Source organism: Erythrobacter sp. (assembly GCF_024305245.1).
Classification (GTDB): Bacteria; Pseudomonadota; Alphaproteobacteria; order Sphingomonadales; family Sphingomonadaceae; genus Erythrobacter.
In genome coordinates, this window is sequence record NZ_JAMWYX010000013.1 from 30,238 (window position 1) to 57,201 (window position 26,964).

Genomic DNA, 26,964 nt, shown 5'->3' on the forward strand with positions numbered 1-26,964 from the left:
GATGGCCGATATGCGACCACAGCGGCGCCGCAGCGAGGCGGCCGGGGACTTGCAGGAACGGGTTTCGGACCTCGCCCCATGGTTCCAGAATATCGACATCGGACACGGCATCACGACCGCGCCCGATCACTTTCTCGGCGATTATCCGGCCTTCAAATACCGGCGGTTCAAGGATGCGCTGCCGGCCGACCTGTCGGGCAAGTCGGTGCTCGATATCGGCTGCAATGCGGGCTTCTATGCGATCGAGATGAAGAAACGCGGCGCGGCGCGCGTGCTGGGGATCGACAGCGATGAACGCTATCTCGATCAGGCCCGGCTGGCGAGCGCGGCACTGGGCTTTGGCGACATCGAGTTTGCGAAGCGCGACGTTTACGACGTGGCGGCGCTGGGCGAGACCTTCGACCTCGTGATCTTCATGGGGGTGCTGTACCACCTGCGCCATCCGCTGCTCGCGCTCGACCTGATCCGCGAGCACGTGGCGGGCGACATGCTGCTGTTCCAGACCATGCAGCAAGGCAGCGATGCGGTGCTGGAGGTGCCGCAGGATCACCCGTTCCACAAGCCGGGCACCTTCGACCCGCCCGACTACTTCGACGATCCGGCCTATCCCAAACTGCATTTCATCGAGCGCGAATTCGCGCACGATTGGACAAACTGGTGGGCGCCCAATGCCGCGTGCTCCCAGGCCATGCTGCGCGCCGCCGGGTTCGCCATCGAGGCGCAGCCCGAACCCGAAGTCTACCTCTGCCGCACCGCGCCGGTTCCCTACCGTGAACATGGCCCGGCGGCGGTCTATCCAGCCAAAGGAGCGCGCGCGTGATCGAAGCGGCGATGATCTGGAACGAACCGAACAACAAGTCGCACTGGAACCCGGCGCTCGATCCCGACTGGGCGATCTATGCCGATACCGTGATCCGTGCCGGAAAGGCGATTGGCGCCATCAACCCCGATGTCACCCGCGTGCTGGGCGGAATGTCGCCGATCGATCCGCATTGGGTGGAGCGGATGCGCAGGCACGGTGCGCTCGACCATGTCGATGTGGTGGCGGTGCACGGCTTCCCGCTCGACTGGAATCTGTGGCCGATCCACGCCTGGCCCGAACAGATCGCTGCCATCGAGGCGGTGGTGCCCGACAAGCCGGTCTGGGCCACGGAGGTCGGCGTCGGCAGCTTCGGCGCAGAGGAAATACAGGTGTTCGGCCTGAACCGCACTGCCGAACTGCTGCTGGGCCGCGTGCCGAACGTCTACTGGTATTCGCTGTTCGACCTGCCGCAGGAATGGGGTGCGGAAACCCGCCACCGCGAGGCGGAAGGATCGAGCTATTACCGCCATTTCTACATGGGCCTGATCCGCGAAGACGGCACGCCCAAGCCTGCGCTGGAAGATTACGCCCGCCATGCCGACCGGATGGGGTTGATGCAGTGGTTCCACTTCCACGACCCCCGGCTGGATGATGCGGTGCGGATCATGAAGGAGCTGGGCGTGCGCAAGCTGCGCACCGGGCTTTCGTGGGCCGACCGCTTCCGTCCCGGCGCGCTCGACTGGTTCGACCGGCAGATGGAGGCGCTCGCCGATTTCGACGTGATGGTGACCTATTGCTTCACCCCCGAACATCTCGGCGTGGAGGCCCACCACACCAGCTGCGCGCGCGATCCGCAGGCCTTCGCCGATTTCTGCGCAGAGATGACCGAACGCTACGCCCCGGCGCGCGCCTTGCGCGCCGCCATGCCCAGGGCAGCGCGCGCGTGACCACCCCATGACCTCCAAGGAGACTGCAATGCTCACCCCCCCTTCGCGCAGCATCAACGTGGCGCTGGTCGGCGTGGGCAACTGCGCCAGTTCGCTGGTGCAGGGCATCGCCCATTATCGCGGCGGCGCGAACGACACGACCGGGCTGATGCATCAGGAGCTGGGCGGGTATCATCCCGATGACATCCACATCTGCGCCGCGTGGGATGTCGACCGCCGCAAGGTCGGGCGCGACGTGGCCGAGGCGATCTTTGCCAAACCCAATTGCACCACGCAGTTCTGCGATCAGGTGGAACCGACCGGGGCCACAGTGCGGATGGGGCCGATCCTCGATGGCATCGCCGAACATATGCGCGCCTTCCCGGATGATCGCACCTTTTGCGCAGCGGACGAACCCCAGCCGGACCGGGCGGAAGTGGTCGCGGGCCTGCGCGAAACCGGGGCCGACGTGCTGATGAACTACCTCCCCGTCGGATCGCAGCGCGCGAGCGAGTTCTACGCCGAATGCGCGCTGGAAGCGGGGGTTTCCTTCGTCAACAACATCCCGGTGTTCATCGCCAGCGATCCCGTATGGGCCGAGCGGTTCCGGAAAGCGGGCGTGCCGATCATCGGTGACGACATCAAGGCGCAGCTGGGCGCGACCATCGTCCACCGCGTGCTGACCGACCTGTTCCGCAAACGCGGGGTGAAGCTGGAACGCACCTACCAGCTCAACACCGGCGGCAATACCGACTTCCTCAACATGCTGGAACGCAGCCGGACGGCATCGAAGAAGATTTCCAAGACCGAAGCGGTGCAATCGGTCGCCGCGGCGCGGCTGGTGGACGAGAACATCCACATCGGCCCGTCCGACTACGTGGCGTGGCAGAACGACAACAAGGTGTGTTTCCTGCGGATGGAGGGGACCATGTTCGGCGGGGTGCCGATGAACCTTGAAATGCGGCTGTCGGTGGAGGATTCGCCCAATTCGGCCGGTGTCGCGATCGACATGATCCGCTGTGCCAAGCTGGCGCGTGATCGCGGACTGGCGGGGCCGATCGACCCTGCCGCCGCCTATTTCTGCAAGCACCCGCCGCACCAGATGACCGATGACGAGGCATGGACCGCGCTCGAAGCCTTCATCGCGGCTGACTGACCGATGACAGGCACCATGAAAGCAGCCGTGTTGCGCGGCCCCGGAGAACTCGCCGTCACGCGCGCCGCCCTGCCCGAGCCGGGCGAAGGCGAAGTGCGGGTGCGGCTGGAAGGCTGCGGCGTGTGCGCGTCCAACCTCACCCCGTGGGAGGGGCCGGAGTGGATGGAGTTTCCCACCAGCCCCGGCGAATTGGGGCACGAAGGCTGGGGCGTAATCGACAACGTCGGCCCCGGCGTGGCGGATCTGGCCGAGGGCGACCGGGTCGCGGCGCTGACCTATCGTTCCTATGCCGAGGCCGACATTGCTCCGGCGGGCATGGTGGTAAAACTACCGCCGGAACTGGACGGCCAGCCCTTCCCCGGCGAGCCGCTCGGCTGCGCGTTCAACATCTTCCGGCGCAGCGCGATCGAACCCGGCCAGCATGTCGCGATCATCGGCATCGGCTTTCTCGGCGCGGTCCTGACCCGGCTGGCGAGCGCAGCCGGGGCGCAGGTGATCGCGATCTCGCGCCGCGCCGAATCGCTCGATCTCGCCCGCAATTACGGCGCTGCCGAGACGATCCCGATGGACGATCACTGGCAGATCATCGAACAGGTCAAGGCGATCACCGGCGAGGCGCTGTGCGAACGCGTGATCGAGTGCGTGGGCAAGCAATGGCCGCTCGATCTGGCGGGCGAACTCATCGGCTTCGGCGGGCGGCTGGTGGTCGCCGGCTACCATCAGGACGGCCCGCGTCAGGTCAATATGCAGAGCTGGAACTGGAAGGGGATCGACGTGATCAACGCGCATGAACGCGACCCGGCAGTGCAATTGCGCGGCGTGCGCGAGGCGGTGGAAGCAGTGGCGAGCGGGCGGCTCGACCCCGGCCCGCTGTACACGCACCACTACGCGCTGGCGCAGCTTGGCGAGGCTCTGGATGCGACGCGCGACAAGCCGGAAGGCTTCGTCAAGGCGCTGATCGATCTGACATGATGCGGCCACGGATCGGGTTTCTCGGCACCGGCTGGATCGGCCGCCACCGCATGGCCGCGATTGCGGCAACCGGCGCGGTCGATATCGCCGCGATTGTCGATCCGTCGGAGGATTGCGCCCGCGAGGCGCAGGCCATCGCCCCCGCAGCCGCCATTCTGCCCGGCTTCCACGACCTGCTCGATGCCGAACTCGACGGGGTGGTGATCGCCACCCCGAGCGCGCTGCACGCCGATCAGGCAATCGCGGCGCTGAAGCACGGGCTGGCGGTGTTCTGCCAGAAACCGCTGGGCCGCACCGCGGACGAGGCAGGCCGCGTGATCGAAGCGGCGCGTGCGGCGGACCGGCTGCTGGCGGTCGATTATTCCTACCGCCAGACCGCTGCCGCCGCCGCACTCGCCGACCTCATCAACTCAGGCGAATTGGGCGATATCTTCGCCGCCGATCTGGTGTTCCACAATGCCTACGGCCCGGACAAGCCGTGGTTTTATGACCGGACGCAATCGGGCGGGGGCTGCGTCATGGACCTGGGCGTGCATCTTGCCGATCTCGCGCTGTGGCTCACCGGCTTTCCGGCGGTGGAGGCGGTCACATCGCGGCTGTTCGCAGGCGGAATGCCGATTTCTCCCCGCAGCGATCAAGTCGAGGATTATGCGACGGCGCGGTTCGATCTTGCGACCGGCGCGGCGGTGCAATTGGCGTGCTCGTGGCGCCTCAACGCCGGACAGGACGCCCGGATCGACGCGAGCTTCTACGGCACGAAGGGCGGCGCATCGCTGCGCAATGTCGGCGGCAGTTTCTACGATTTCGAACTGCTGCACTATCGCGGCACGTCATCCGCGGTGCTGGTATCGCCGCCCGATGAATGGGGCGGCCGCGCCGCCGCCGCCTGGGCGCAGCGGCTCGCAAGCGATGCTTCGTTCGATCCGGAAGCGCTCCGCCTGGTTGAAGTCTCAGCCCTGATCGACCGCATCTATGCCGCGGATGGCGGCAGCCGGTCAGACCGCGACTGATGCCAGCGCGGCGATGAATTTGGGCAGGTTGCCCTGCGTCAGTCCGGCGATGTTGATGCGGCCCGATCCGGCCATGTAGATGCCGTGATCGTCACGCAAGGCCGCGACTTCGTCCTTGGAGACGGGCAGCATCGCGAACAGGCCGTTCTGGGTGCCGAGCGGCACGAGATCGATCCGCCCCGCCGTGCCCGCATCGGCGAGCGCATCGCGCACTGTCCGCATCCGCGCGCGCATATCGTCCAGCTCGTTCAGCCACGCCTTGGTCAGATCGGTATCGCGCAGGATGATCCGCACCGCCGCGCCGCCGTGATCGGGCGGCATCGACCAGCACGCGCGGGCCAGCGCATTGGCATTGCTGAACGCGGTGTCGAGCGCGGTTTTTTCCTGCGCCAGAACGTAGAACGCGCCCACCCGGTCGCGGTACTGGCCGAAATTCTTGTCGCAGCTATAGGCGATGAAGGCTTCGGGCACCTTGGCGAGCACCGTGCGCAGGCCGGCCGCGTCTTCCTCCAGACCCTGTCCCAACCCCTGATAGGCGCTGTCGATGATCGGAAAGGTGCCGCTATCCGCGAAAGCCTCGGCAATCGCGCCCCATTGATCGGCGGTGTAATCGATGCCGGTGGGGTTATGGCAGCAGGCGTGCAACAGCACCGCCGCATCATCGCCCGCGCCGTTGATCGCGCCCAGCACCGCATCTGAATTGGCGGTGCCATCGGGATTGGCGTGATCGAAGGGCACAAGCTCCAGCCCCAGATCGGCAAGGATCTGCGCGTGGTTGGGCCAGCTCGGCACACCCATGTGGATGCGCTTCACTCCGGCCTTTTGTGCCAGCGCCAGCGCCAGCCGCACCGCGCCCGTGCCGCCCGGCGTCTGCATCCCGGATATCCGCCCGCCCATGGTGGGATCGCCGCCGAAGATATAGGGCATCAGCGCGTTGACGAAGCCCATGTCGCCTTCCGGGCCGAGATAGGACTTGCTGTCCTGATCATCGACCAGCCGTTGTTCGGCCTGCTTGATCGCCGCGAACACCGGGGTATCGCCGTCTTCGGTGCGATAGACCCCGACGCCGAGATCGATCTTGTCCTCACGCGGATCGGCCGCGTAGAGGCGGATGAGGGCGAGCAGCGCGTCGGGCGCCTGCGGATCGAGTCGGTCAAGCATCATGGCCCGGCACATGGCGTGCCGGGCCTCACACCGCAACCGGGTTTTCGCGCAATTTTCTAAAAGGGCAGCCAGCGCTGCTTTTTGGAAAACTTCATGTAGCCCGCATTCACGCCCAACCGCAGCCCTGCGCCCATGCGGATCGGGATCAGCACGACATCGCCCCAGCGCATGTAGCTGGCGTGCAGCCCGCCGACGAAATAGGCCTGCCCCTCGCCTGCCGGGAAGCGCTTGTAGAGGTCTTCGCTGTCATAAAGGTTGTAGACCAGCACGAAGGTGTTGGCGGCATTGGCCCCGGCATCAAAGCCGATCGAAGGGCCGGTCCAGTAGACCTTCTTCTCGCCTTCGATCTTGTGGTGCAGCGTGCCCGAACCATAGCGCGCGCCGACGATGAACGCCCCGCCCGCTTCGCGCCCGACGATGTAGGCGTTGGGCTTGCCCTGCTTTTCCAGCAGATCCTCGATCATCCGGGCAAGGCCTTCGGCGCCCTTGCCGAACACGCCCTCGGCCGCGCCGATCAGATCATCCTCGCCATAGGTGACGCCATCCTCAGCGGTCGGGAGCGGGGCCGCGTCCGCCGATGCCGCCGGATCCTGCGCAGCAGGGGGCGCGCCGTAATCGCCGAATTCTTCCTCGAACGCCGGCGCGGCCGGTGCCGGGGTCGGTGCGGGCGGTTGCTGGCTTTCCGGTGCGATCAGGTCGCCATCGATCCCGCCGTCGGATGCGCTGTTCTGCGCCCCGTAAGCCTGATCGGGATCGAAGCTTTCCAGCTCCTGCGCGGCGGCAGGCGCCGCCAGCGCGCAGGCGGCAAGCAGGCCCATGACCACGCCCCCCAACCGCGTCCGCAATCCGAAAGTCCGTTCAATAATCCCGGCCATGTTGCCGCCTTTCGCCTCAACCTGCCAACCTGCGCAAAACTGCGAGACTGGCACAGAATCCCATTTGCTCCGCGCCGCAATCGCCTGTCGCCGGAGCGAATCGGAATTGCGACGAGGCGTTCACGGCTATGCCCCCCAGCATGAACCGCCGCCGAATATCCGCGCCATCTCCCGCTCATGCGCGCGCCTCGCGGTTTTTCTCGCAACCCACCTTGCCGCTGCCGCACTTGCCGACTATAGCGCGCTCCTTGCAGCCTCGCTGTTGCCCGGAGACGTGGGTGAGTGGCTGAAACCAGTTCCCTGCTAAGGAACCGTACTCTATCAGGGTACCGAGGGTTCGAATCCCTCCGTCTCCGCCAAGCAACCCCTAAAAACGGGGAAAATGCGAGGTTTTTTGCGCCTGCGAGTTTAAGCACTAACCAATCCGCTCACCAGTTTTTGACCGCCTATGCCGCTTTGTGACCGCTCGTGACGGTTCAAAATGCTGGCAAGGTTATCCCGCCGCCACCTTCAACCGACAGCCATTGCCCGATCTGACAGGGAGTGTGGGGGGGTGTTTGGCACCGCGCCGGGTGCGGCGGATGGTGCGTCCGCACAAAGTCTAGTGATTCTGCGGCGTGCGGTGCGATGCTCACCAGCGCCGCTAGCCGATCGCGGCTTGCGCTTGCTCACACATTCGCAGCACGTCCGCCGCCGCCGTTCGCGCATCACTCCGCGATTCGAACAAGCGGCGCATGTCGCCCTCTAGATCATCCGTCCCGCCGTTGGACATCAGCAAGCCAAACGGAACGGCGGCGTTCACCACGAGCAAGCGGCGATCAATGCAATCGCGTTCGAATGCGAGCACGCGCCGTGCCGTTCGATCGTAGCGCAATGAGTCGGCGCATGTGATCGCTCCGCCATTCAATAGCCGGTTGAAACCGGATTGCCGTCCGATCGCGCGCCAGAATGATCCAAGCGGCTCCAGATGCACAAGCGGCGCAAGCCCGGACGGTGAAGGCGTGCCGACAAATAGCACGGCGGACGGCTCTGCAATTCGAATTGCCGTTACCAGCATGTCAGGATTCTCCATATTCTGCCCGAAAACATATGACTCACCCGCTCGGACGTGATCAGCCGTCCAGCATTTGCTGATAGATCGCTGCTACGTCCGCCGCGCTCATGTCCGCCGTCAGCACGGGCGCACCATGCATGGCCAAGGCATCCGCAACTGCACGCGGTGGTGCGGGCGTCATAAGTTCGCCTTCCAGGAATGCCTGATAAGCCGCGCCGGGACCGCCGGTGGCAACGTGCGCCGCGATCATCGCCTCACACTCAACGCGCCATAGATCATGCGCGGCCCGGACAGCCGGTGGCATCCGATAGATGCGGACCGCGTGTGGATCGTGCTTTTCCGCCCGATCGATCAGCACGGTCATGCGACGTGTCAGGCTCACCCGGCTCAATTTTTGAGGCTCTGGATAAGCATTTCCAGTTCGTCCATGCGTTGCTTGATCGCTAGGAGTTCGCTGGCATCAAGCGCGGTTTTGAGACCCTGCGACATTCTGGCGAATTCATCGGGCGTGATCTGCCCGGACGTTGCTGCATCGATCAGCGCGCGGGGATCGTCAGCGCCGCCTTCGATTTCAATTAAGCGCCCGCCACGCGGTAGCACCGTTTCCAGAACAATTTTGATTGCCGGAAGGTTGCCGCATTTCACCGCGATCGCCAGCTGTTCGAGTGCGGCGGGTGCAAGATCCTCCAGCGCCTCCAGCGCCGCGCGGCTTGTGCGGTTACGGCTTCCCTTCGGACGGCCCGGACTGCCAACAGTGAAGCGCCCTTGTGGGTCGCGCGGTGCGGCTTCAGGCGTGCCGGCTGGCACGTAACCGGGTGGCATGGGGACAGGGGGCATTGCAGTCATGCCGTGCGCTCCAGCGTCACGTAACCGGGTGGCATGGGGACCGGCGGTGGCGACGGTGGCACCGGGACCGGTTCGGACAGCCTCCCAACCGCCACGCCGCGCGCAAGTAGCCATCGCTCCACGTCAGCGGTGGCAGTCAGGCGTGCGTGGCCCACACGGTAAGAATGCGGGAATCCTTGATCGCGTCTCCACGTGTGCACCACGGCCTTGCTCACGCCTAGCGCCTCGCGCAGTTCCGCCGCATCGATCGTGCGAGCGGCGGGAAGCGCCACGAATTCGGGAAGCCGGATCGCAGCGCGCGCCATCACGCAAGCCTCGCAAGGGCGGCTTCCCGGCTCTCGCCAGTGAGGATTGAAACCGCCGTTACGACGTTAGACAGGACGCCAGGAACGGCCTTCAGCAAGGCGATTTCATCATCCAGTCGGCTCAGCCGGTCCGCAGCGTTCCGGCGTGCGGTTTCAACGTCCGCCGCGCCGCCGATCGGATCGGCAATAGAAGGCGCGATGCGTGGCAACGTGCCGCCAGACAGGATGCGCTCGGCTAGGGTGGCGACGGCAAAATCGCGCTGGATCATGTCGAACGCGGGACCGGGCAAGCCAGACAGCGCCGCGCCGCCTTCCACGATTGCCGCCGCGACATCCGAGTCCGCCTTCGCCAGTGCGATCACGGCTTCAGGTTTCAGGTTGCGAACGTGCGCGCGCATTTCAATGCGGCGGTGCGTGACGGACAGGCTTTCCACCGGTGCGGGCGTGTGCAGGTTGGTGCGCTCGCCCTCCAGCCGCTGCATTGCGGACCGCTGCGCTTCCACCACGAGACGGAACGCCGGTGCGATCGATGCGGTGCGCTCCAGCGCGATCGGATCGAATCCCGTTGCCGAGTAATTCCCGGCGATGTCGGACAAGCCTTGCGCCACACCTGCAAGGGACTCCTGAAGCCGGGTTAATGGCTGGCCAAGGTCCGGATGCTCGGCAAGTTCGATCGGCAGCGCAAAGGACGTGCGCGCTTCGCCGCGCTCCAGCTGCGTCACAAGGGCTCGATCGGACGTTGCGGTGCGAAGTGAAATCAGGACGGGGTTAGACATGTGAGGGAGTTCCTTTTGATCGATGAAGCCAAAAGGATGAGTCTTGTTCAATTGACGGTCAAGTCAAAGTATTCCCTCTAGTGTCGATTGCAGCAATGCGATTGCGACAATTGCTGCAAACCATAAATTAGCGGCTCTATAATTTGGATTCCGGACAACCCGGACACCTTTTTTGACATTTGGCACAAGAAAAGAGAAAATTCTTTTCACTCACCTAAAACTCGAAAAACCTGTCCATGTTGTCCGGCTCACATAATGCTCGTGATGCTCAAGCCGGTGATCCAGCTTCCATCCGATCGCACCCGTCCGAACCCAAGCCGCTCCAGCCTGTCCCCCAGTCCTTGCTTGCCGAGAAACTGGCGGACGCCGCTTCCCTCTGCCCACAGCCGGAAAACGCGATAGAGTTCGGACACGGCCACACGTCCCGCCGGATCGATCGCGCAACGTTCCTCCACGAACTGCATCACTTGATCGGCCTCGCGCCGCCATTGCGCCTTTGCCGCTTCGCTGGAGGGTGCCACCGTGAAGCCATGCAACAGGGCGTGCTGATATGCGATCAGCGAACGGGTTAGGATTGCTGACAGTTCGCTCACTAGCCGAGTCTTGAGATATGGATCTTGTTCGTGCGGTGCGAACGTGCGGTTAAATTGAAAGATCGTGGCACGCCTGAATAGCGCATCGCTGAAATCGCGCGTGTGCGGCATGTGATTTGTTCCGAACCAGCATGTCGCGAATGCGCGCATTTCGAACGGTGCGCCGTGCTTGTGCTCCACGGTTGTGACTTCACCGCTTGTGATTGCCTTTAGTTCCGCATCAGCGATCACCGCACCCTGTTTGAGTTCGGTAACAATGTTGGCGAGTTTCATGTGAAGGTGCGCGCGCTGAAAGCGGTTCGTGAATTCGGACGGCTGCACGCCTGCCACGTTTGCGGGACCGCATAGGGCGGACAAGACTTGCAACAGGACAGATTTGCCGTTTGCACCGCTTCCGATCAGCATCACGAACCGCTCGTGCGCGGCGTGCGGCATTAGTGTGTAACCGATATGCTCCAGCAGCGATTGCGCCTTTGCCTCGCGATCGGGATCATCGCGGAAAATGTCAGATATGAATCGATCCCATAGCGGCGCGTGCGTGTCAGGTTGATATGCAACCGGCAATTGAGTTGTGCGGTAATGCTCGCGCCGGTGCGGGTGCCATTGCCATTGCCCGCTCACCAGTTCCAATTCACCATTTGCGCAGTTCACCGTGTCAGCGGTGCCAAGGTTGAATGTGTGATCGCGGCGATAGGTTTCATTGCGCACGAGGTCCGCCACGCTGGCAACCTTGCCGCCGGTGACAGACACGTGCGATCGCTCCAGCACTGTTTGCGCGCGTTGCCGTATCGCTAGATCATCGCAGCGCCGCCACACGCCGCACGCATCCCAGACGTAGAACGCGCCGGTTGCGTGTAGGACGTTCTCCGGTCCGATTTCCGCGATCACGTCCCGCGCTAGTGCAAGATCGTCAGCTTTTCCGCCGGACGCCGCTTCAGCCCGCAAGGTGCGCAGCGGCAAGCCCGTTACATTCTTGAGTTGCTGGAGGATTAGATCGCGTTGCACCGGCTCCAGCGCCGCCGCCATACGGCAAATGTCGCCAATCTCCAGCGTGCGCCGGTTGCCTGCCAGGGTTTGCCGCTGAAGCCCTTCGAACGTCATGCCGGCCATTGCCACGCCCGCGCCCGGATCGTGCGCCCACAGCGCCCGGACAGCGGCTGGATCGTCAGTCGCTACGGTTGCCACTGTGCCGACCGGATGCACGCGCCAGCCCTCTCCAGCGGCTTGTAGCGCGGCATCTAGCCCGCGCGGCGGCTCTTGCAACGCCGCCGCGTTTCCATTACTTACAAGCATGTCAGTGTCCTCCGCCCGGTGCGCCTCCTACGGCGTAACCGGGCGTTTCATTTGCGGGTACGACGGAAACAACGTCCGCCATGAATCCCTGATTTCCAACGTTTCGCGCAATCACTCACCAGCGCCGCTCGCCAATCTTGACGTTTCGTGGCGCTTTAGGACGCCTTCAGGCGCTGTTCGTGCTCGGCAAGCGCCGCCTCGTGACGCTTCGCCAGATAGGCTTCGATGTCGCGGCGCAAGTATCCAACGCGGCGCGTTGAAAGCCGGATCTTGCGGGGAAAGTCTGGATCGTCAGCAGCGCGGCGGCGCATGGTCGGTTCGGACAGCCCGATTTCCTTGCACGCCTGTTCGATCGATAGAACTGTGATGTCAGTCATGGCGGTGGCCTTGTGTTCAAGATTGGAAGGGTTTGCCCGATCATCGCGATCTGCGGCGGGTTGCCCGTTCATCCCGAACTGCGGCCCGGTGCTCGGCTATCTCAGCCTGCCACGCCGGTTGCACCATAAAGGCTTGCTCGCCTTCGATGCGTCATTAGAGTGAGTTAACAGTCACACGGCGTCAAGGGCAAACGTGAAGTGTGATCGCGCGGGGGTAAATCTTGGCTCATAAGTATGAAATTTACAGAGGCCAAGCGGGCGAATATCGCGTCCGCTTTAAGTATCTAAATGAGGTGATGGGATCTTCAGCAGGTCTTTCATCAAAGAAATTGGCATTAGACCTTATAGAGACCCTCAAAAAGAACGCACCAGACGCTCCCGTTGAGGATAACACTAGGGACGGCCAAAGTATCAGGCAAAGACTTGAGGAAACGGAAGTTCCAGCATCTGACAGATTAGTTAGAATTGATCATAATTCTGACGCCTTCCGAGAATTCGAGTCTGCTTTTGAAAAACTTAAAGAGGGATTGGATAAGTCCAACGATGTTGGCGAACTTTCCCCGGAAGGCGTAGAAGTTGCCAAGCAAGAGGTGTCCCAGCTTGGCAGCGAAAACAAACGGGAATGGGTGAGACCTGCACACGTTTGGCAGGTCGCCAAAAGCACTTTGCTTTGGATCCTTGACCACTCAGCCGGAGCAGCCATTGGGACATTCGCCCTTGCTGCACTAACGGCACTCGCCAAGTTGTTTGGAATTGAGTTTTAGGCGCTCCCACATCCTAAGCAATGAACCGCGCCCAGCGTTCCGAATAGTGCGCGGCCTCCAGCGTCAGATAGTCCGCCCACATCGCCATAAGATCGCGCCGCCGTTCGAACGCATCGCCGCGCCGATATGCGCGCTCCACCTTGTTATCGATCGTGTGCGCCAATGCTTGCTCGGCGATCGTGTCCGGGTGCAAGGTGGTTTCCGTAATCCAGTCGCGGAACGCGGATCTAAAGCCGTGCACCGTCAGCCCGTCTCCGCGCATCCCGCGCAGCATTTCCAGCATCGCCATATTGGACAGCGGGCGCTTGGCGCGCGCGCCGGGAAACACATAGGAATTGCCCTCCAGCCGAGGCGTGGTGCGCAGCAGCTGCACCGCGCGATCAGAAAGCGGGATGCGATGCTCTTTGCCGGCCTTCATGCGTGCCGCCGGGATCGTCCATGTCGCGCCATCCATGTCGAATTCGGACCATGTGGCCTCTAGCGTCTCGCTCGTGCGGGTGGCGCATAGGATCGTCAGTAAAAGCGCCCGCGCCGAATAGTCCGGCTTGCTCGCCAGTTCGGACACGAACGCCGGAACGTCCTTCCAATCCATTGCCCGGTAGTGCGAGCGGACCTGTTTGCCGTTCAACCCTGAATATTTCAGCGTCTCGCGATCAGCCGGGTTGTGATGATTGGCGAATAGGGCTTGCCGCGCCGGGTTGCTGTTATCTGCCAGCGCCGCCGCTTTCGTGGAATTGATCACCGTCTCAATGCGGCTGCGCAGCCGCGATGCTGTCTCGCGTGCGCCGCCCCATAGGGTGCCGACATATGCGCCGCGCGCGTAGGGTTGCTGGAGCACGCCCTTAACGTCCTCCAGCGTGATCTCGTGCGTCAGCTTGTCCCCGATCAGCGGATAGGCATAGGACGCAAGGGTGTTCTCCCATTGCGTGACGTGCTTGTCATTTTTCCAGCCCGCCCGGTTCTCATTGATGAATGCGATCGCAGCGGCGCGGAACGTCTCGCCAGCGCCGTTGTCCGGCTTCGCCGGTGCGCGATCGGCGGTGCGCTCTGCCAGTGGATCACGTCCGGCCTTTATCGCCTTGCGATGCTCTGCGGCTTCAGCCTCCAGCGCCGCTAGTTCCGCCGCATCGATCGGCTGATAGTCCGCCAGTTTCATCAAGCGGCGTTTGCCGTCCGATGTCGAATATCGCAGCGCCCAGGATGGTGTGCCGCTGGCAGCAATTACGAGATTCAGGCCATTGCGAGCGGCCCACATGCCGGGGCGTTCGGCGTTCACGAGGGATCGAATATTGCGGACGGTGAGGGACATTGGCGGCTCCGAAAACAGTGGTTAGCGTTGACATTGCCACTCACCATTTTTGCTCGCCAAGCACTTTCAACCCTGACCGCTCGTGACGCCTTGTGACGCGCTAAAATAACGGTTTAACAATTGGTTGCTTTCGCTCGCGACGGCTTTTGACGGCTCGTGGCGAGTTCTCTTTAAGGTCTCCGTCTCCGCCAACAACCATTCCGAGGGGGTCCGAGGAGGCTCTGTCCTCGGAATTCTCCCCAACATACTGCCAGGTTAGGATTCCATTAGGGTCCGACAGGTTCCAATACCATCCGGATGCAGGTGGGGGCACGTTGGGGGCACCCACTCCCTAAGTTGGGGGCACGGATGCTGACTGACGCGCAGGCTCGGCAAGCGAAAGCTAAAGACAAGGATTACAAGCTCTCCGATTCCGGTGGGCTCTACCTGTTCGTCTCGAAAACGGGACACAAGAGCTGGCGCCTCAAGTATCGCTATCTGGGCAAAGAAAAGCGCCTCATGATTGGCACTTATCCGGCGGTCCGCCTCAGCGACGCCCGCAGCAGACGTGATTCGGCGAAGCTCGCGCTCAAGGAAGGCCGCGATCCTCAGAACGACGTTAAAAAGCAGCGGCTTGCGAACGAGGAACTCGCTTCGAGCACTTTCGAAAAATACGCACGGGACTGGTGGAAGGTGCAGAAACCACGCTGGCGCCCTGTCCACGCCGAAGACGTACTCAATTCGATGGAGCGGGATCTCTTCCCCAAGATCGGAGACCTTCCGATCCACGAGCTGAACGAACCAGTGCTGCTTGGCGTCCTTGAGAAGGTCGAAGAGCGCGGTGCGATCGAGACAGCTCATCGGCTACGACAGCGCATCGAGCGGGTGATTCGGTACGCCAAGGCGAAAGGAGTGCCGATCGTGGGAAACCCCGCGACCGACATCAAGGAAGCGATGAGTGCCGTGCCCAAGCGCAAAAAGTGGCCCGCGCTCACGAAAGTCGAAGATGTCCGCGCGCTGATCCGGAAGATCGACACCTCCAGTTCCTACCCCGTCACTCGCCTCGCCTCTCGCTTCCTCGCGCTCGTTTCCCAGCGACCGGGCATGGTCCACAGGTTGAAATGGGATCACTTGAAGGATGTCGATTGGTCAAAAAATCCGGCCGCCTCTCCGAATGCCCACTGGTACATCGATTCCGAAGAGATGAAGTTGGAGTTCGATCGACGGGGTGACGAGGAGTTCGACCATGATGTGCCGCTGTCGCCGCAAGCCCTCGAGGCCCTCGTGGAGGTTCGAAAACTGACGGGTCTCGGTCCCTACGTGTTCCCCAACTGCTGGAACTCGCACGCCCCGATGTCGGAAAATGCTCTCAACTCACTCTACCGCCGGCGAGGCTTCCAGGGAAAACATGTCCCGCATGGCTGGCGCACCAGCTTCTCTACGATCATGAATGAGAAGCTTGAGCGTGGATTGATGATGGAACAGAGGTTCATGATCGATCGACTCATTATCGACATCATGTTGGCTCACTTGCCGACAGGAATGAGCGCCGAGGAATTCGCCTACAATCGCGCGCGTTTCGCTGAGCGCCGGCGGGAACTGGCGTGCGAATGGGCAGATCTCATTCTCGAGGGTGCGGTGCCCGTGCGCGATCTCGTCAGCGGCCGCAGACGCAGGGTCGACTGAGCCGCTTCGCCACTAAGGCTCTTCGGCGCGGCGGGATTCAACGCAGGATAAAAGAATCTAAACCTCCGAGGATCTAAGGCGGATCCCCGCGCACTCGCTCAGCGATTCGGATTTGCATTGACGACGGGGGGTCAGGGTCAGGCACGGTGAGCAAGATTTCAGAGCGAAAACTTACTTCGCGTGCTCCGCAAGGAAAGAATAAGTGAACGACGAGTCCTCCAAGCAGCGCCGTACATTTGTGGGCGGCGTTCGTTCCGCTTGCTTGAAGGATGGAGACGCTCAAGCATGATCATAGCGCTCGGGGACCGCGCGGAATGCTCGATCTCTGCCAGCTCTCCGGAGGCCTCCTGTTCCTCCCTGGGTGGCGATGCGAAGGCAAACCGGTACGACGAAGACCTATTCGCCTTCGACGCGGCGAGTATACTCATCTGTCGAGGAATGACGTGCAGTCCGCGGCAGCATAGCGAACGACTGGGCCGTCCTTCGGGGGTCAGATCCCGTGGGACCGCCACAGTCATCGAACCAATATCATGTCAGGAGGCGCCATTGAGGCTACCATACGAACCATGGGCAATCTACTCAGCGGAGGAAGTGCCGTCTTCAGCTGTGGGTCCGCTTCTCAGCCATATGCTGTTCCTGCAGGTCTGCCTTTCGGATGGCTTTGGCCCGGAACAGATCGCCCGCGCATTTCACTGTGACGATAATGACGCCGCGAAGTGCCGATCGGCAGTCCTAGCAGCGATCAAACTGTTCCGTGCGCCATTGATGGAGGGGCGCTTCACGACTTACGCGAGACCGTTCGGCGGCGGTTCCGTGAGCGTCATGAAGCCATCCCATTGGGAGGTGGACGATCTTCTACCTCGGTTCTCGACGTGCAGCTACGACCCTTCCAATCCTTTCGAGGCGAACGCCAAGCCGACGGCGTGGATTTTTGCTGACGCTTCGATCGAGCCAGCAATCCTTGAACTGCACCGAAGCGAGTACATCTCCGCTAGTGATCTGGTTGATCCTGACGAGAGCCCGGCGCAAGAAAACCAGGCTAGCCGTGAAACGGTCGCCTGGGAGAGAGAGATTGGAACATCACAGGGCAACGTTTTCTTGAGACGCCGTGAAGTCGAACGCATGACCGGACTCGGGAAAAGCTCAATTTATGAAAGGATCCGCGACAACCGCTTTCCCAAGCCCGAACCGATCGGTCAAGGCCGGGCGGTCGGCTGGCGTCTCGGCGATATTGAGAAGTGGCTCGATGACCCGCAGTAGACCGACGTTAGACAAGTAGGACGCCTGACGGTGGATACCGGACGAATGAGCGGTGGCAGCCTTCACCATCGGGACTAGTCTCCCACCATGCCCAAAAAAGATCTTGATTCGGGAGACACACTGCTGGCCGGCAGCTTCGGCAGGTGCCTAACCCGTCACCGCGAAGCAGCCGACATGAGCCTTGCCGCGCTCGGCTCAGTTGCGGGGATGAGCCGTGCCTACGTTTGGCGCCTTGAGCAGGGACAGGTCCTCCCCTCCCTGCGCAACATCGCTCGCCTCTCTGTCGCACTCGACGTCCCGGTCTCCCAGCTGCTCGAGGGACTCGACACTTCCAGCATTCGCCTTGAAAATCGCGGTTACGAGAAGGACGAAGACTAGCTTCCAGGGACTAAGCACCTTCAAGGCTTGACAAAACCGCTTCTGTGTATACTTTAATTAATACATGGAGGTGAAATGACCGGCTGTTCCCCAATGCGATGTGAGCTTGCTCTTGAGAGCGCCCTGCTAGACGAGGCCCGCAATCGGCACGGAAACGAACTCGCTTCGGCTCTCGCTTCGCTGAGCCTGGTCAAGGCGGGAGGGGTCATGGACAACCCCGTGTTGGATCAGGCGATCGAAAGGCTTGGCTACAATGTGCGTATCGAACGGCTCATTCTCGATCCAGGAACCCCGGATTTCGGGAGGCGCTGCTAGACCTGTGCTCACTCCTGGCCTGCACCCGCATCGAGCGCCCACTCTACAATGTGAAATTGAGCGGACGTCCCAAGCTTCGAGAGCTCAGCAAGATGCGGCTCGCGCTGCAAGTGGCTTACGAGCTCCTGGTGAATGCATCGAAGGTGGCCGGTCCGCATGCTTCTCCGATCAGGGTGCGACTCTCTGATCGACCAAGTCGTATCGTTCTAAGCGTGCTTTGCGAATGCGGTAACGAGGAACGCCCGGGCGCAGGCGCAGGTCTCGCGGCGCTCCGTAGGTTGGCCAGACCGTATCATGGTCGTGTAGCCGCACGCCGTGACGGACCAAACATCGTCGCGCAGTTCATCTTGCCCGATCAAGTAGATCGCCGCTCGATCTCATCGCGCGACTGAGACGGGATCGTAGACAGCATAGGAGGCGAGCTTGGGAGATGATGTACCGCGATCCGAGCTCGATCCAGAGAGCGCTTTGGTGCTCGCGCTGCGACATCGCCTCGTCACCGAACTTGCCGCTGCGGAAGCGGCGCTCGCGCTGACGCGCGCCAGAAGCCCGGCGAAGCAGCCACTGATCGACAGGGCATTCGATCGCCTATCATATCAGCTTCGGGCCGAACGCCTGCTGGCGAATCCCGGGACACCTGAGCTCGGCGATGCCGCGAGGGAGCTTTGCCGCTGCATCGCCGCCTACCACGCCGAACAACCTGCATTTCGGCTGCGCATCGTTGGGCGTCCACTGGTGTTCGATGATGCGACCATGCGGGTGCTGTTGCTGGTGCTCTCGGAGCTGCTCAACAACGCCGCGACTTTACATGCTTCGGGTCGTGATCCCATCCAAGTAAGCCTTCGAACGGAGAACAAGGTCCTCGGAATCGCCATCATCTATCGGTGCGCAGACAATGAGCCGCAAATGTCTGAGACCCTCATCGACGCGCTGCGGCGATTGATCGCCCCGTGCCATGCCAGCTTCATCTGCCAGATCTCCCGAGGTCGCGCGATGTTCAAGGTTCTCGCGACTTTAACCTGAACATCTTTTTGCACCTCGATGCCAGAATCCTGAACAATCTCACTCGTTACGCTGAATGCGGAAAGTTCGGAGGAATAGGGCCACGCGGATGGCCGCGTTCAGGACCTTCCCAAGATAATCGGTTGAACCGGAAAAGGCGCTATGCCGACCTTCTGCTTTCCCATTCGTGAGGCCGCCCGGGTATCAAAAATTACTACACTTTGGGCCAGGAGCGGACTGGCAGCTGACGGGCGGGCTCGCGTGAAAGCGAACCGAGGCAGACGGTCCTGGAACCAATCAGTTTGGAGAATCGGCTGGCAAGCTCTTGCGCAACGCCGACCAACCACGGGAGAAAAGTTCTGGAAGATGGCCAGGTTCTCCACCGCCGCCGGGCAGCGCAACGGCGGTAACACCAATGCATCGAACGTTTCAGGTGCGGTGGCTGCCGCCCTGTTCGCCAAGAGGCCGCTACGCGATGCAAATCATCAGGCAGGCTGCAGCCTCACCCAATAACCGACGCTCGGGTGGTCGCGATCGGTTTGCGGGAAGGATTCGAGCCGCACCTCGCCAATCAGCTGATCACCGTGAGGGACAAGGAACAGGCGCAGGTCATGCGGGACGCCCATGCCTGCACCGGAAAGTTCGCCATCCAGACGGATCGAAAAGTTTTCCTCCCCGCCAATGCCGCGCACCAATACCGGCTTGCCATCGATCCGGGCGACCGGTGCATTCGAATCCGAGAAATCAAGCTCCAGATCAGCCACCTTCCGATTCCCCCCGATAGTTCCCCGCCAGCTCTTCGCAATCGCTGCGGGCACCACTGGCGCACGCCAGTAGAGGTTGCTCTCGTTCTCGAAAGACCGGATCATCTCTTCCAGCAGGTAGGCTTCGGCAGTGGAGTTGCGCTCGTTGATCGCGCTGGCGACCACCAGATCGCGATCGGGCAAGATGGCGAGCCGCGCCTTGGCGCCCGCCATGCTGCCGCCGTGGCTGACGTATAGCGTATTGCCCGGATAATCCTCGGGCCACAGACCCTTGCCCGGCCCCTTGCCGAGCTCGCCCTTGTCGTTGGTGATCATCGCCCGGGCGCTGGCCTGGCTCAAAAGCGGCGTTTCTCCATTGTAGGCTGCCAGCCAGAAGCGGCCGAAGCGGATCATGTCGGCCACTGTCAGGTAAGCATTGGCGGCGCCCGGGTGCGAAGTGTCCACTCCCGGCGCAATCGTTCCGTCAACCATGTACCGCTGCGCGGCTCCATCTGGCAGCCTACGCCCTGTCGCGATCAGCGAATCGTTCATATTGAGCGGCTCGAAAATGCGGGTGCGGACGAAATCCGCGTAGCTCATCCCGGACTGGCGACGGATGAGCTCCGCAAGGATCTCGTAGCCAAAGCTGGAATACTGGCTGCTGACGCCGGGTGGCAGGATCGTATATCCGTAATCGCGTATCAGCTCTGAAAACTCAGGTTTTGCGGATTTCTCGTCGGCATAAAGCGGCTGGTAGAGCAGCGGCAGCCCGGCGGTGTGGTCCATGACGCGAGATACGGTAATGAGGTTTGCCCCGCCGAAGGTGGCACGCACGCGATCATCGCCTAAGTAGTTGTTCACCGGCGTATCGAGATCGATCTTGCCCTCGTCCACCAGCATCATGATTGCCGTGGCCGTCAGGATCTTTGTCACTGAGGCGACGGCAAACCGCGTGTCAATTGTTGCTTCGATGCCTCGCTCCCGGTCAGCATAACCGAAGGCACGCGCATAAAGCACCCGGTCGGCGCGAGCTGCCGCAATCGCACTCCCAATGACGCCCTCGTCGCGCCGAGCTTCTTCCGTGCACCGGTCAAGGCTGGCCTTGTCGCCAAACTGATAGTCCGTCGCCGACAATTCCACTTCGAGGGAATGCGCACTTGCGGGCATCGCGACAAGCATCGTGATCGCCAGAAACAGATAACTGGCAGCATGCGCAAGCGCAACAGCTTCGAAGATCGTTGTGATGGGGCGTCTCATACGGGGGATGGCTCCTCGACAGAACAATCGGGCGGCCGCTCCCGTTGACACGATATGACATTATATATATAAGCTCTTATATAAACAGTCAGTCCTCTGTCCTTGCGGAGATATCTGAACTCGCATGTCTCTATCGACTCTCGGAACAAAGCTGAGGACCCTGCTTGAGTGCCTCGACGGGGACCTCGCCTCGATCTACCAGGAACTCGGACTGGATTACCGGCCACGTTTCACGCCCGTCATGCGGACGCTGTCCGCGTTCGGTACTGCGACAGTGAAGAAGGTTGCCGATAATGCCGGCATTTCGCATTCAGCCGCCAGCCAGACAGTCACCGAGATGAAGAAGGCTGGTCTCGTTACGACCGAACCCGGCGAGGATGCCCGCGAACGGGTCGTCTCCCTGACCGACAGCGGGCGGGAAGCACTGCCTCTGCTCGAACGCCAGTGGGAAGCGACGACGCGAGCGGCCAATGCCCTGAACGCAGAGCTTTCCTGTTCGCTCGACGCCGTGGCTGACGAGGCTATCGCAGCTCTCTCGGCAAAACCTTTCCGGGAGCGGATCCTTGCAGAGAAGACGCGAATGAAAAAGGGGAAGGGTTTGGCAAACAGGATCAAGCCGCACGCATTCGTCGTCGGCCTCCTCGGGTTTCTGACTTTCTGGGATGTGGCGGCTCACGCACAACCAGCAACCGCTATCGACGAGATTGCCGAGGTGATCGCGGAAAATTACTTCGATCCCGCCACCGGCGCACGCGTGGCCAATGACCTGCGATTGAGGGCCGGGAAGGGCGAGTTCGACAATCTCACCCGGCTCGATCTGGCCGCGAAGGTGACGAGCATTCTGGCGGCGGTGGACGGTCACTTCCGCGTCGATGTGATGGAACAGGAAAAACCTATCGGAGCCACTGGATCCGGCCCGATCCGGTATTCCTTCGAGCAGCAGCTCGCGCACCAGGGCTGGGGCTTTCGGCAGGTGCGCATCCTGCCGGGCAACGTCGGTTATATCGGGATGACCAACTTTGCCCATATCGATTTCGCGAACGAAAGCGATGCCGTCAAAGCAGCGGTGGACAGCGTCCTCAAGCTCGTTGAACCGGCAGACGGGCTGATCATCGACTTGCGCGACAATGGCGGGGGTGCGCCGTCGCTTGTAGGCTATCTGGTGAGCGCGTTCACGCCGCGAGATGCGGAAATCTACAACACCTTCCGATACCGCGCCGGCCAAAACAGCGAGGCACCCGCGCAATACTATCAAAGGCCGGAGCTGGACGAGCCGCTGTTTATCCTCACGAGCTCGCGCACGGCCTCTGCGGCAGAGGCATTGCCCTACACGCTGCAGGCGGCCGGGCGCGCCGTCGTCGTCGGGGAAACGAGCGCGGGAAAAGCCAACCCGGGGCGCTCGTTCGAGACGCCCGGCGGCTTTTCGGTTTTCGTTTCAACCGGTGCGCCGATAAACCCGATCACGCTTACCAACTGGGAGGGACGCGGTGTTGTCCCGGACATCCCGGCTGCATCGGACGAAGCATTGGTCACGGCGCAAGGCGCGATGATCAGTGAACTGCTTGCCAGGGGCGGCGCATCACCGGACGCCGAATGGGCGCTGGCCGCGCTGACGCCTGTTCCCGTATCCGCAGACGTTCAGTTTGCAGGCCAATACGGCGATTGGGCAGTGCGGCGCAATGGAGCGTCCCTGATACTTAGCCGCGGGAAATACCCGCCTGTGGAACTGAAAGCGCTGGGCGAAAGCGCGTTCTTCGAAACTGGCAACCCGTCTGTGCAATATCACTTCATACTGGAGAACGGACGCGCGACTGCCGTGGAACGTCGCACGGCGTTCGGGTCAGTTGCCCGGCAGATGCGAAATCGCGAACCGCTCCCCGCGGCGAGTAGTGCACTGTGACTTATGCCACCAACGCATCGACTTGGACTGAGTTTCTTCGATTTTCTAGAGATGGAACGCCATCAGCAGCGACCATGACGCTGGATGAGCTTCCGGGGAGCCCTCAAGGTCGATAATCTCTTGGGTGCGGCTGTTGGAGCCATCTTTGGCATAATCACAGCCTTCACTTGCGGCGAATTCCAGCGACATAAGCTCAAATAGGCGAAGCCAATCGGCGCTTCCCATTCCAGCCTTGAGGTTTTCGCCTCTATGAAGCGCCACCGCCTCGACGGCAGTTGCCCAGGAGTGCTGCAACCGACTCCTGATCTGTACCTCTATCAATCTCCCCTCGTACCCACTCTCACGGGCGTCCCGAGGCATAAAGCTAAACACAAGGTGGTGGCTACGATATCCGCTAGATCGCGGCTCATCCATATACCGGTCTTCGCTTTTCAAAGCGTGGCGTGAAGCTTCGGTCATCGCTGAGACAAGGGCGCGAGCATCTTCAATAGTTGGCAAAACCGCGCGACAACCACCTAAGTCCTGCAACTGGCGAAGGTTGCTATCAATGCGGCGTAGCTTCCCCCGAATTGAAGGCATCTGCTTAAGGCGCGCCACAGTTAGCCCGCTAAGCTTCGATAACCTCATCCTCGCCTGCAACTCGGAACGTAAGCTGTGCATTGGGAGCGCGTGCGAAGCACGCCAACTATTAGCGATGGTGAAAATCCGCCGAATTTCGTCTGCAGTCTCCTGGGTCCAAACTAGCTAACCTTTAAGGGCTTTGCCCGCGCGGACAACGTCCTTCTTGGAATATTCAAGCTGAGGAAATTCGGACACGTCGATTTCACCAAGGCAAGCGTCAGGAGGGCTAGTCATTTAGCACCTCCCAACCCGCTTGGGTATCTCTCGTATAATAACGCCAAAATTTTCGGTTCGCCGTTCGAAGAGGCGATATTCATCGAGCGCGGGGCTGAGGGTTTTCTTGAGGAAACTACATCCGACGGAAGCGGCGCCTCCCATCACACCGGAACATTTGAGAACGCCAACCCTCGGGGCAGAGATGGTCGCGCACTCGCGAATTCAGGATGCCATGGACTGAGGATCGGCGCGCCAGCAGTTGGCGGAGCGTGACAGACGTTTCCAAGAAGTGACGTGCTCCCCTGATTGTTACCAGTCAGAGGTAGAGTCTGGCTCCTTCTGCTCTGCTACCCAACGTCGGACCACTCGGGTCTGGAGTTTTCCGCCTTGCTCAGGTCCGGTGGGCTGGTTTCACCGGCTGAGTCTGCCAGCATGATCGGGGGGATATTCCCGATCGCGCTGTGCGGTCGCTCTTCGTTGTAGTGTCTACGCCAGGCCTCCAGCTTTTCGCAAGCATCTTCCAGCGACAGGAACCAGTGAGCGTTCAGGCATTCGCTGCGCAGCTTGCTGTTGAACGCTTCGATGAACGCATTGTCTGTGGGCTTACCAGGGCGGGAGAAGTCCAATATGACACCGCGCTGGTAAGCCCACAGATCCATGTCCCGAGAGATAAACTCGCTGCCATTATCCACCCTGATCGTCTTGGGGTAGCCGATCTTCCGGCACGCCCGGTCCAGCGTCGTGACCACGTCCTCGCCACGATAGCTGAACCGGGGATCGACCACCGGCGATAGCCGGGAGAAGGTGTCGACCACCGTCAGGATGCGCAGCTTTCGGCCCGTCGCCAGCTGATCGTGCACGAAGTCCATCGCCCACACATCGTTTGGCCGAACCGCTGGCGCGCGGTCCTCCCTCAGCTTCGCCTTGACCCGCCGCTTGGGCGTCTTGTTGCGCAGCTGTAGCCCCAACTCTTGCGTAAAGCCGATAGACCTTCTTCATGTTCACGACCCAACCATCGCGGCGAAGGATGTAATAGACCCGCCGATAGCCATAGCGGACATGCGTCTCGCAGATCTCCTTGATGCGCTTCTTCAGAAAGGCCGGATCGGAGCGACGGGACTGGTAATGATAACTGGAAGTGTCGAACGGCAGAACCCGGCAGGCCCTCCGGATCGACACGCCCCAGTCCGCCAGCATCCCGTCGACCAGCTCGCGCTTCCGATCCGGCCTCAGAGCGTTGGCTACACTTCGCTTCGCCGCCCTTCGGGTCGTTTGATGACATCCTGCAGCATCTCGCGATCGAGCGTCAGATCGGCGACGATCTTCTTCAACCGGCCGTTCTCGTCTTCCAACTCGCGCAGCCGCCGCATCTCCGATGGCAGCAGCCCCGCATATTTCTTCTTCCAGTTGAAGTAGGTCGCCTGGCTGATCCCTGCCTTGCGGCAGACCTCAGCCACGGGCGTGCCTTCCTCGCCCTGCTTGATGACGAACGCCTTCTGCGCGTCCGTGAACTTCGATGCCTTCATGCCAAACCTCCTTGCCCAGCCAAGGAAACCTACGGCAGAAAACTCTAACCAGAAATGGTCCAGTTTTCAGGTGGCAGAGCACTTCTGCACTGCTGCCCAACCTTGCGTCAGACTCTACCAAAAAGCGGTCGCATTTCAGGGGAGCACGTCAAAATCTATCCCTCAAAGATCGATACCTAGGTAAATTTGATCTGAAGACATCCGGCTTTGGGGATGAGGATAGTGACAATCCGGTCCAAGATCGAACCCATCACAATAATTGAAGCATTATGAGTTCCGCGCAGGCTTCAGTAAATTAGGGAAGACCTTAGATAAATGCCACAAGGTATAATTCTCTGACTGTCTTAAAAGATTATTCTCAATTTAGAATTTCTTGCAATTCTATGAGTCTGTCCTGGGAAAGGAAAAAAGGCTCCGGAGCGCCCATACCGGGCGGGCCGTCACTTCGCTAAAGGAGTACTAGAATGATTAATCTGTCACTCGGCGGGGCCTGCCCCCGCCGCCCGCTTACCTACGTCTTGCCCAGAGCAATGATGCGTCCGGGCTATTCCGCCGATCCGGCGATAGACAAGTGCGACATCGGAACGGTCGCAGCGAACGGCTCCCTACATGAAACGATCACTCATCTGATGAACGTCGCGATCCGCAGTCGCAAGCCGTGGTTGCTGGCGACGTTTGCTGACAGGGCCAGCAACGTCTGTGAGCAGCTCATACTTCTCCGACCATACGAGGGGAAGCTCCTGATCACGCCGGTCGCACCATACATTACCCGTCCGGGTTCCACGCTGTTCTTGGTGGCGGCCGACAGGTCATGCGCCTTCATGGCAAATGCAGCGGGCACGCTTGTCGAATGTGCGGTACCACCGGCGTCATGCATCGCTGCGGGTGTAAAGCGGGGATGGAGCAAGGTCAGGCGCCTGATGAAAAAGGAAGTCGAGGGAAATAACTTCCGGCACAGGTCCTGGGAGGTTTTCATCGAGCCCGTGAATGTTGGCGTACACTGACGCCCTCTCCCTTCATCAGTTCACCACCAGACGGGCAACGCCGATGATTGGCGCTGCCCGTCTGCCCAATCGGCGCGCTTTTTCTTCAGACCAGTGGGCACCTCCCACACGTATCGCGCTTAAACAGACGCCGCCGCTACTTTGGTTCCTGGGACCCAGAGCAGATCTCTTCAAGCAGCCGTGATATCTTCGTTACGTGTAAAAGCAGCAGCAATGGGGCTGCCGAAGATATATTTTATCTCGATGCTTAAATAATGCTTTTCCCGAAGGATAGAAGATCCTATAATATGAATTGAAAGGTTATTCGCTATGTCGGGATTTTATGCGGCTTTCAATGTTGAAGGTGACCCAAATGAAATTCAACGGTTCAAGAGGATGGTTTTTCGTTCGTTCGACGAAGACAAAAAACGCTATGGACCGTTCATCGATGGCGACCAGTGTGCGATAATCGATTTTACGGCCATCTGTCCGCGACTGACTATCAAGCGGGAGGCACTCGAGCGTCGCTATCCGGGGGCGTATTCACCCGATTATCTCGGCTACCATGTCGATCACGCGGACTATGAACCGGAGCACTTCTGGTTCCAGTTTACCATTGACGGCGAGATCCCCGTTAAGCTCTTTGAGGACATCGCCGCAGAGTTTCCGACATTGCTGTTTTCAGGTTCGGCATATGATGAACCAGGCGGTCGAGAGTTTTCAGGCACGTTCAACGGCGATGAGCCTTGGGGTCCGGCGAAACTCGAGTGGCTCTCGTTCGAGCCATAACGATTGATCCGAAATGTGCGCCGTCCGCTCGACAAGTTAATCGCCCAAGCTAACGCTGAGAGAGGCGCATTGCGTACGGTGACCGAA

At 61.0% G+C, this 26,964-nt stretch carries 24 protein-coding genes, 1 tRNA gene and 2 pseudogenes; 14 read left to right on the top strand and 13 right to left on the bottom strand.

Annotated elements, in window-relative coordinates; genetic code table 11:
* Position 1 precedes the first annotated feature (1 nt).
* Genes Q0L48_RS15125 through Q0L48_RS15145 form a run of 5 tightly spaced genes read left to right on the top strand, consistent with a single transcriptional unit; the run spans position 2 to position 4,866 of the window.
* Positions 2-820 carry a TIGR04290 family methyltransferase gene (locus Q0L48_RS15125; protein WP_296722330.1) on the top strand — a complete coding sequence of 273 codons (819 nt, stop codon included), beginning with the start codon at positions 2-4 and terminating at the stop codon, positions 818-820.
* Positions 817-1,749: a beta-xylosidase gene (locus tag Q0L48_RS15130; protein ID WP_296722332.1), complete on the top strand. Its 933-nt coding sequence runs from the start codon at positions 817-819 to the stop codon at positions 1,747-1,749. Before Q0L48_RS15125 ends, Q0L48_RS15130 begins: the two co-directional genes overlap by 4 nt.
* A gap of 28 nt (positions 1,750-1,777) precedes the next feature.
* Positions 1,778-2,884 (top strand): inositol-3-phosphate synthase, encoded by a 1,107-nt coding sequence (locus tag Q0L48_RS15135; protein ID WP_296722334.1) that lies wholly within the window; start codon positions 1,778-1,780, stop codon positions 2,882-2,884.
* Positions 2,885-2,899: 15 nt separating this feature from the next.
* A complete protein-coding gene (locus Q0L48_RS15140; protein ID WP_296722337.1) occupies positions 2,900-3,856 on the top strand; it encodes a zinc-binding dehydrogenase in 957 nt (318 codons plus the stop codon).
* Positions 3,853-4,866: a Gfo/Idh/MocA family oxidoreductase gene (locus Q0L48_RS15145; protein WP_296722339.1), complete on the top strand. Its 1,014-nt coding sequence runs from the start codon at positions 3,853-3,855 to the stop codon at positions 4,864-4,866. Before Q0L48_RS15140 ends, Q0L48_RS15145 begins: the two co-directional genes overlap by 4 nt.
* Here the strand turns inward: Q0L48_RS15145 and Q0L48_RS15150 are convergent.
* Together Q0L48_RS15150 and Q0L48_RS15155 are read right to left on the bottom strand one after the other, a co-directional pair.
* Positions 4,852-6,027 (bottom strand): aromatic amino acid transaminase, encoded by a 1,176-nt coding sequence (locus tag Q0L48_RS15150; RefSeq protein ID WP_296722391.1) that lies wholly within the window; start codon positions 6,025-6,027, stop codon positions 4,852-4,854. The two genes, Q0L48_RS15145 and Q0L48_RS15150, sit on opposite strands and share 15 nt — an antisense overlap.
* A gap of 59 nt (positions 6,028-6,086) precedes the next feature.
* Positions 6,087-6,905: a DUF1134 domain-containing protein gene (locus tag Q0L48_RS15155; RefSeq protein WP_296722340.1), complete on the bottom strand. Its 819-nt coding sequence runs from the start codon at positions 6,903-6,905 to the stop codon at positions 6,087-6,089.
* A 268-nt stretch (positions 6,906-7,173) separates the two neighbouring features.
* Between Q0L48_RS15155 and Q0L48_RS15160 the strand changes: the two genes are divergently transcribed.
* Positions 7,174-7,264 (top strand) — tRNA-Ser (locus Q0L48_RS15160).
* A gap of 284 nt (positions 7,265-7,548) precedes the next feature.
* On the opposite strand, the gene Q0L48_RS15165 is transcribed toward Q0L48_RS15160, so the two are convergent.
* From Q0L48_RS15165 to Q0L48_RS15195, 7 genes are all read right to left on the bottom strand, one after another.
* Positions 7,549-7,962, bottom strand: coding sequence for a hypothetical protein (locus Q0L48_RS15165; protein ID WP_296722342.1), 414 nt, complete (start codon positions 7,960-7,962; stop codon positions 7,549-7,551).
* Positions 7,963-8,017: 55 nt separating this feature from the next.
* On the bottom strand, positions 8,018-8,323 hold the full coding sequence (locus Q0L48_RS15170) for a hypothetical protein (protein WP_296722344.1): 306 nt from the start codon (positions 8,321-8,323) through the stop codon (positions 8,018-8,020).
* A 23-nt stretch (positions 8,324-8,346) separates the two neighbouring features.
* Positions 8,347-8,805 (bottom strand): hypothetical protein, encoded by a 459-nt coding sequence (locus tag Q0L48_RS15175; RefSeq protein WP_296722346.1) that lies wholly within the window; start codon positions 8,803-8,805, stop codon positions 8,347-8,349.
* Entirely contained in the window at positions 8,802-9,110 is a 309-nt protein-coding gene (locus Q0L48_RS15180; RefSeq protein WP_296722347.1) for a helix-turn-helix domain-containing protein, read from the bottom strand. The genes Q0L48_RS15175 and Q0L48_RS15180 overlap by 4 nt, the downstream gene beginning before the upstream one ends.
* Positions 9,110-9,886 carry a hypothetical protein gene (locus Q0L48_RS15185; RefSeq protein ID WP_296722349.1) on the bottom strand — a complete coding sequence of 259 codons (777 nt, stop codon included), beginning with the start codon at positions 9,884-9,886 and terminating at the stop codon, positions 9,110-9,112. The genes Q0L48_RS15180 and Q0L48_RS15185 overlap by 1 nt, the downstream gene beginning before the upstream one ends.
* A 248-nt stretch (positions 9,887-10,134) precedes the next feature.
* Entirely contained in the window at positions 10,135-11,682 is a 1,548-nt protein-coding gene (locus Q0L48_RS15190) for a phage/plasmid primase, P4 family (RefSeq protein WP_296722351.1), read from the bottom strand.
* Between the two features lie 245 nt (positions 11,683-11,927).
* Entirely contained in the window at positions 11,928-12,149 is a 222-nt protein-coding gene (locus Q0L48_RS15195) for an AlpA family transcriptional regulator (protein ID WP_296722352.1), read from the bottom strand.
* A gap of 221 nt (positions 12,150-12,370) precedes the next feature.
* Between Q0L48_RS15195 and Q0L48_RS15200 the strand changes: the two are divergent.
* Positions 12,371-12,544: pseudogene (locus Q0L48_RS15200) on the top strand (YegP family protein); the annotation flags it as partial.
* 382 nt (positions 12,545-12,926) lie between these two features.
* Here the strand turns inward: Q0L48_RS15200 and Q0L48_RS15205 are convergent.
* Complete coding sequence (locus Q0L48_RS15205; protein WP_296722353.1) at positions 12,927-14,222, bottom strand: site-specific integrase; 1,296 nt, start codon at positions 14,220-14,222, stop codon at positions 12,927-12,929.
* Between the two features lie 348 nt (positions 14,223-14,570).
* Here Q0L48_RS15205 and Q0L48_RS15210 point away from each other — a divergent pair, with 348 nt between their 5' ends.
* The 4 genes from Q0L48_RS15210 to Q0L48_RS15225 all read left to right on the top strand — a co-directional run bounded on the left by Q0L48_RS15210 (position 14,571) and on the right by Q0L48_RS15225 (position 18,863).
* Positions 14,571-15,887 (top strand): integrase arm-type DNA-binding domain-containing protein, encoded by a 1,317-nt coding sequence (locus Q0L48_RS15210; RefSeq protein WP_296722355.1) that lies wholly within the window; start codon positions 14,571-14,573, stop codon positions 15,885-15,887.
* A gap of 627 nt (positions 15,888-16,514) precedes the next feature.
* Positions 16,515-17,147 (top strand): AlpA family transcriptional regulator, encoded by a 633-nt coding sequence (locus Q0L48_RS15215; protein ID WP_296722356.1) that lies wholly within the window; start codon positions 16,515-16,517, stop codon positions 17,145-17,147.
* Between the two features lie 87 nt (positions 17,148-17,234).
* A complete protein-coding gene (locus tag Q0L48_RS15220) occupies positions 17,235-17,525 on the top strand; it encodes a helix-turn-helix transcriptional regulator (RefSeq protein ID WP_296722358.1) in 291 nt (96 codons plus the stop codon).
* 738 nt (positions 17,526-18,263) lie between these two features.
* Positions 18,264-18,863, top strand: a complete 600-nt coding sequence (locus tag Q0L48_RS15225) for a hypothetical protein (protein WP_296722360.1) — start codon at positions 18,264-18,266, stop codon at positions 18,861-18,863.
* A gap of 464 nt (positions 18,864-19,327) precedes the next feature.
* Here Q0L48_RS15225 and Q0L48_RS15230 read toward each other — a convergent pair whose 3' ends face one another.
* Positions 19,328-20,842: a serine hydrolase gene (locus tag Q0L48_RS15230; protein WP_296722362.1), complete on the bottom strand. Its 1,515-nt coding sequence runs from the start codon at positions 20,840-20,842 to the stop codon at positions 19,328-19,330.
* Between the two features lie 124 nt (positions 20,843-20,966).
* Between Q0L48_RS15230 and Q0L48_RS15235 the strand changes: the two genes are divergently transcribed.
* Positions 20,967-22,742, top strand: a complete 1,776-nt coding sequence (locus Q0L48_RS15235; protein ID WP_296722364.1) for a S41 family peptidase — start codon at positions 20,967-20,969, stop codon at positions 22,740-22,742.
* A gap of 45 nt (positions 22,743-22,787) precedes the next feature.
* Here the strand turns inward: Q0L48_RS15235 and Q0L48_RS15240 are convergent, their stop codons facing one another.
* On the bottom strand, positions 22,788-23,402 hold the full coding sequence (locus tag Q0L48_RS15240; RefSeq protein ID WP_296722365.1) for a RelA/SpoT domain-containing protein: 615 nt from the start codon (positions 23,400-23,402) through the stop codon (positions 22,788-22,790).
* A gap of 524 nt (positions 23,403-23,926) precedes the next feature.
* Positions 23,927-25,105 (bottom strand): annotated as a pseudogene (locus Q0L48_RS15245) (IS3 family transposase).
* A 464-nt stretch (positions 25,106-25,569) separates the two neighbouring features.
* Here Q0L48_RS15245 and Q0L48_RS15250 point away from each other — a divergent pair.
* Together Q0L48_RS15250 and Q0L48_RS15255 are read left to right on the top strand one after the other, a co-directional pair.
* Positions 25,570-26,109, top strand: a complete 540-nt coding sequence (locus tag Q0L48_RS15250; RefSeq protein WP_296722367.1) for a hypothetical protein — start codon at positions 25,570-25,572, stop codon at positions 26,107-26,109.
* Positions 26,110-26,418: 309 nt separating this feature from the next.
* Complete coding sequence (locus tag Q0L48_RS15255) at positions 26,419-26,877, top strand: hypothetical protein (RefSeq protein ID WP_296722369.1); 459 nt, start codon at positions 26,419-26,421, stop codon at positions 26,875-26,877.
* Positions 26,878-26,964: the final 87 nt, after the last annotated feature.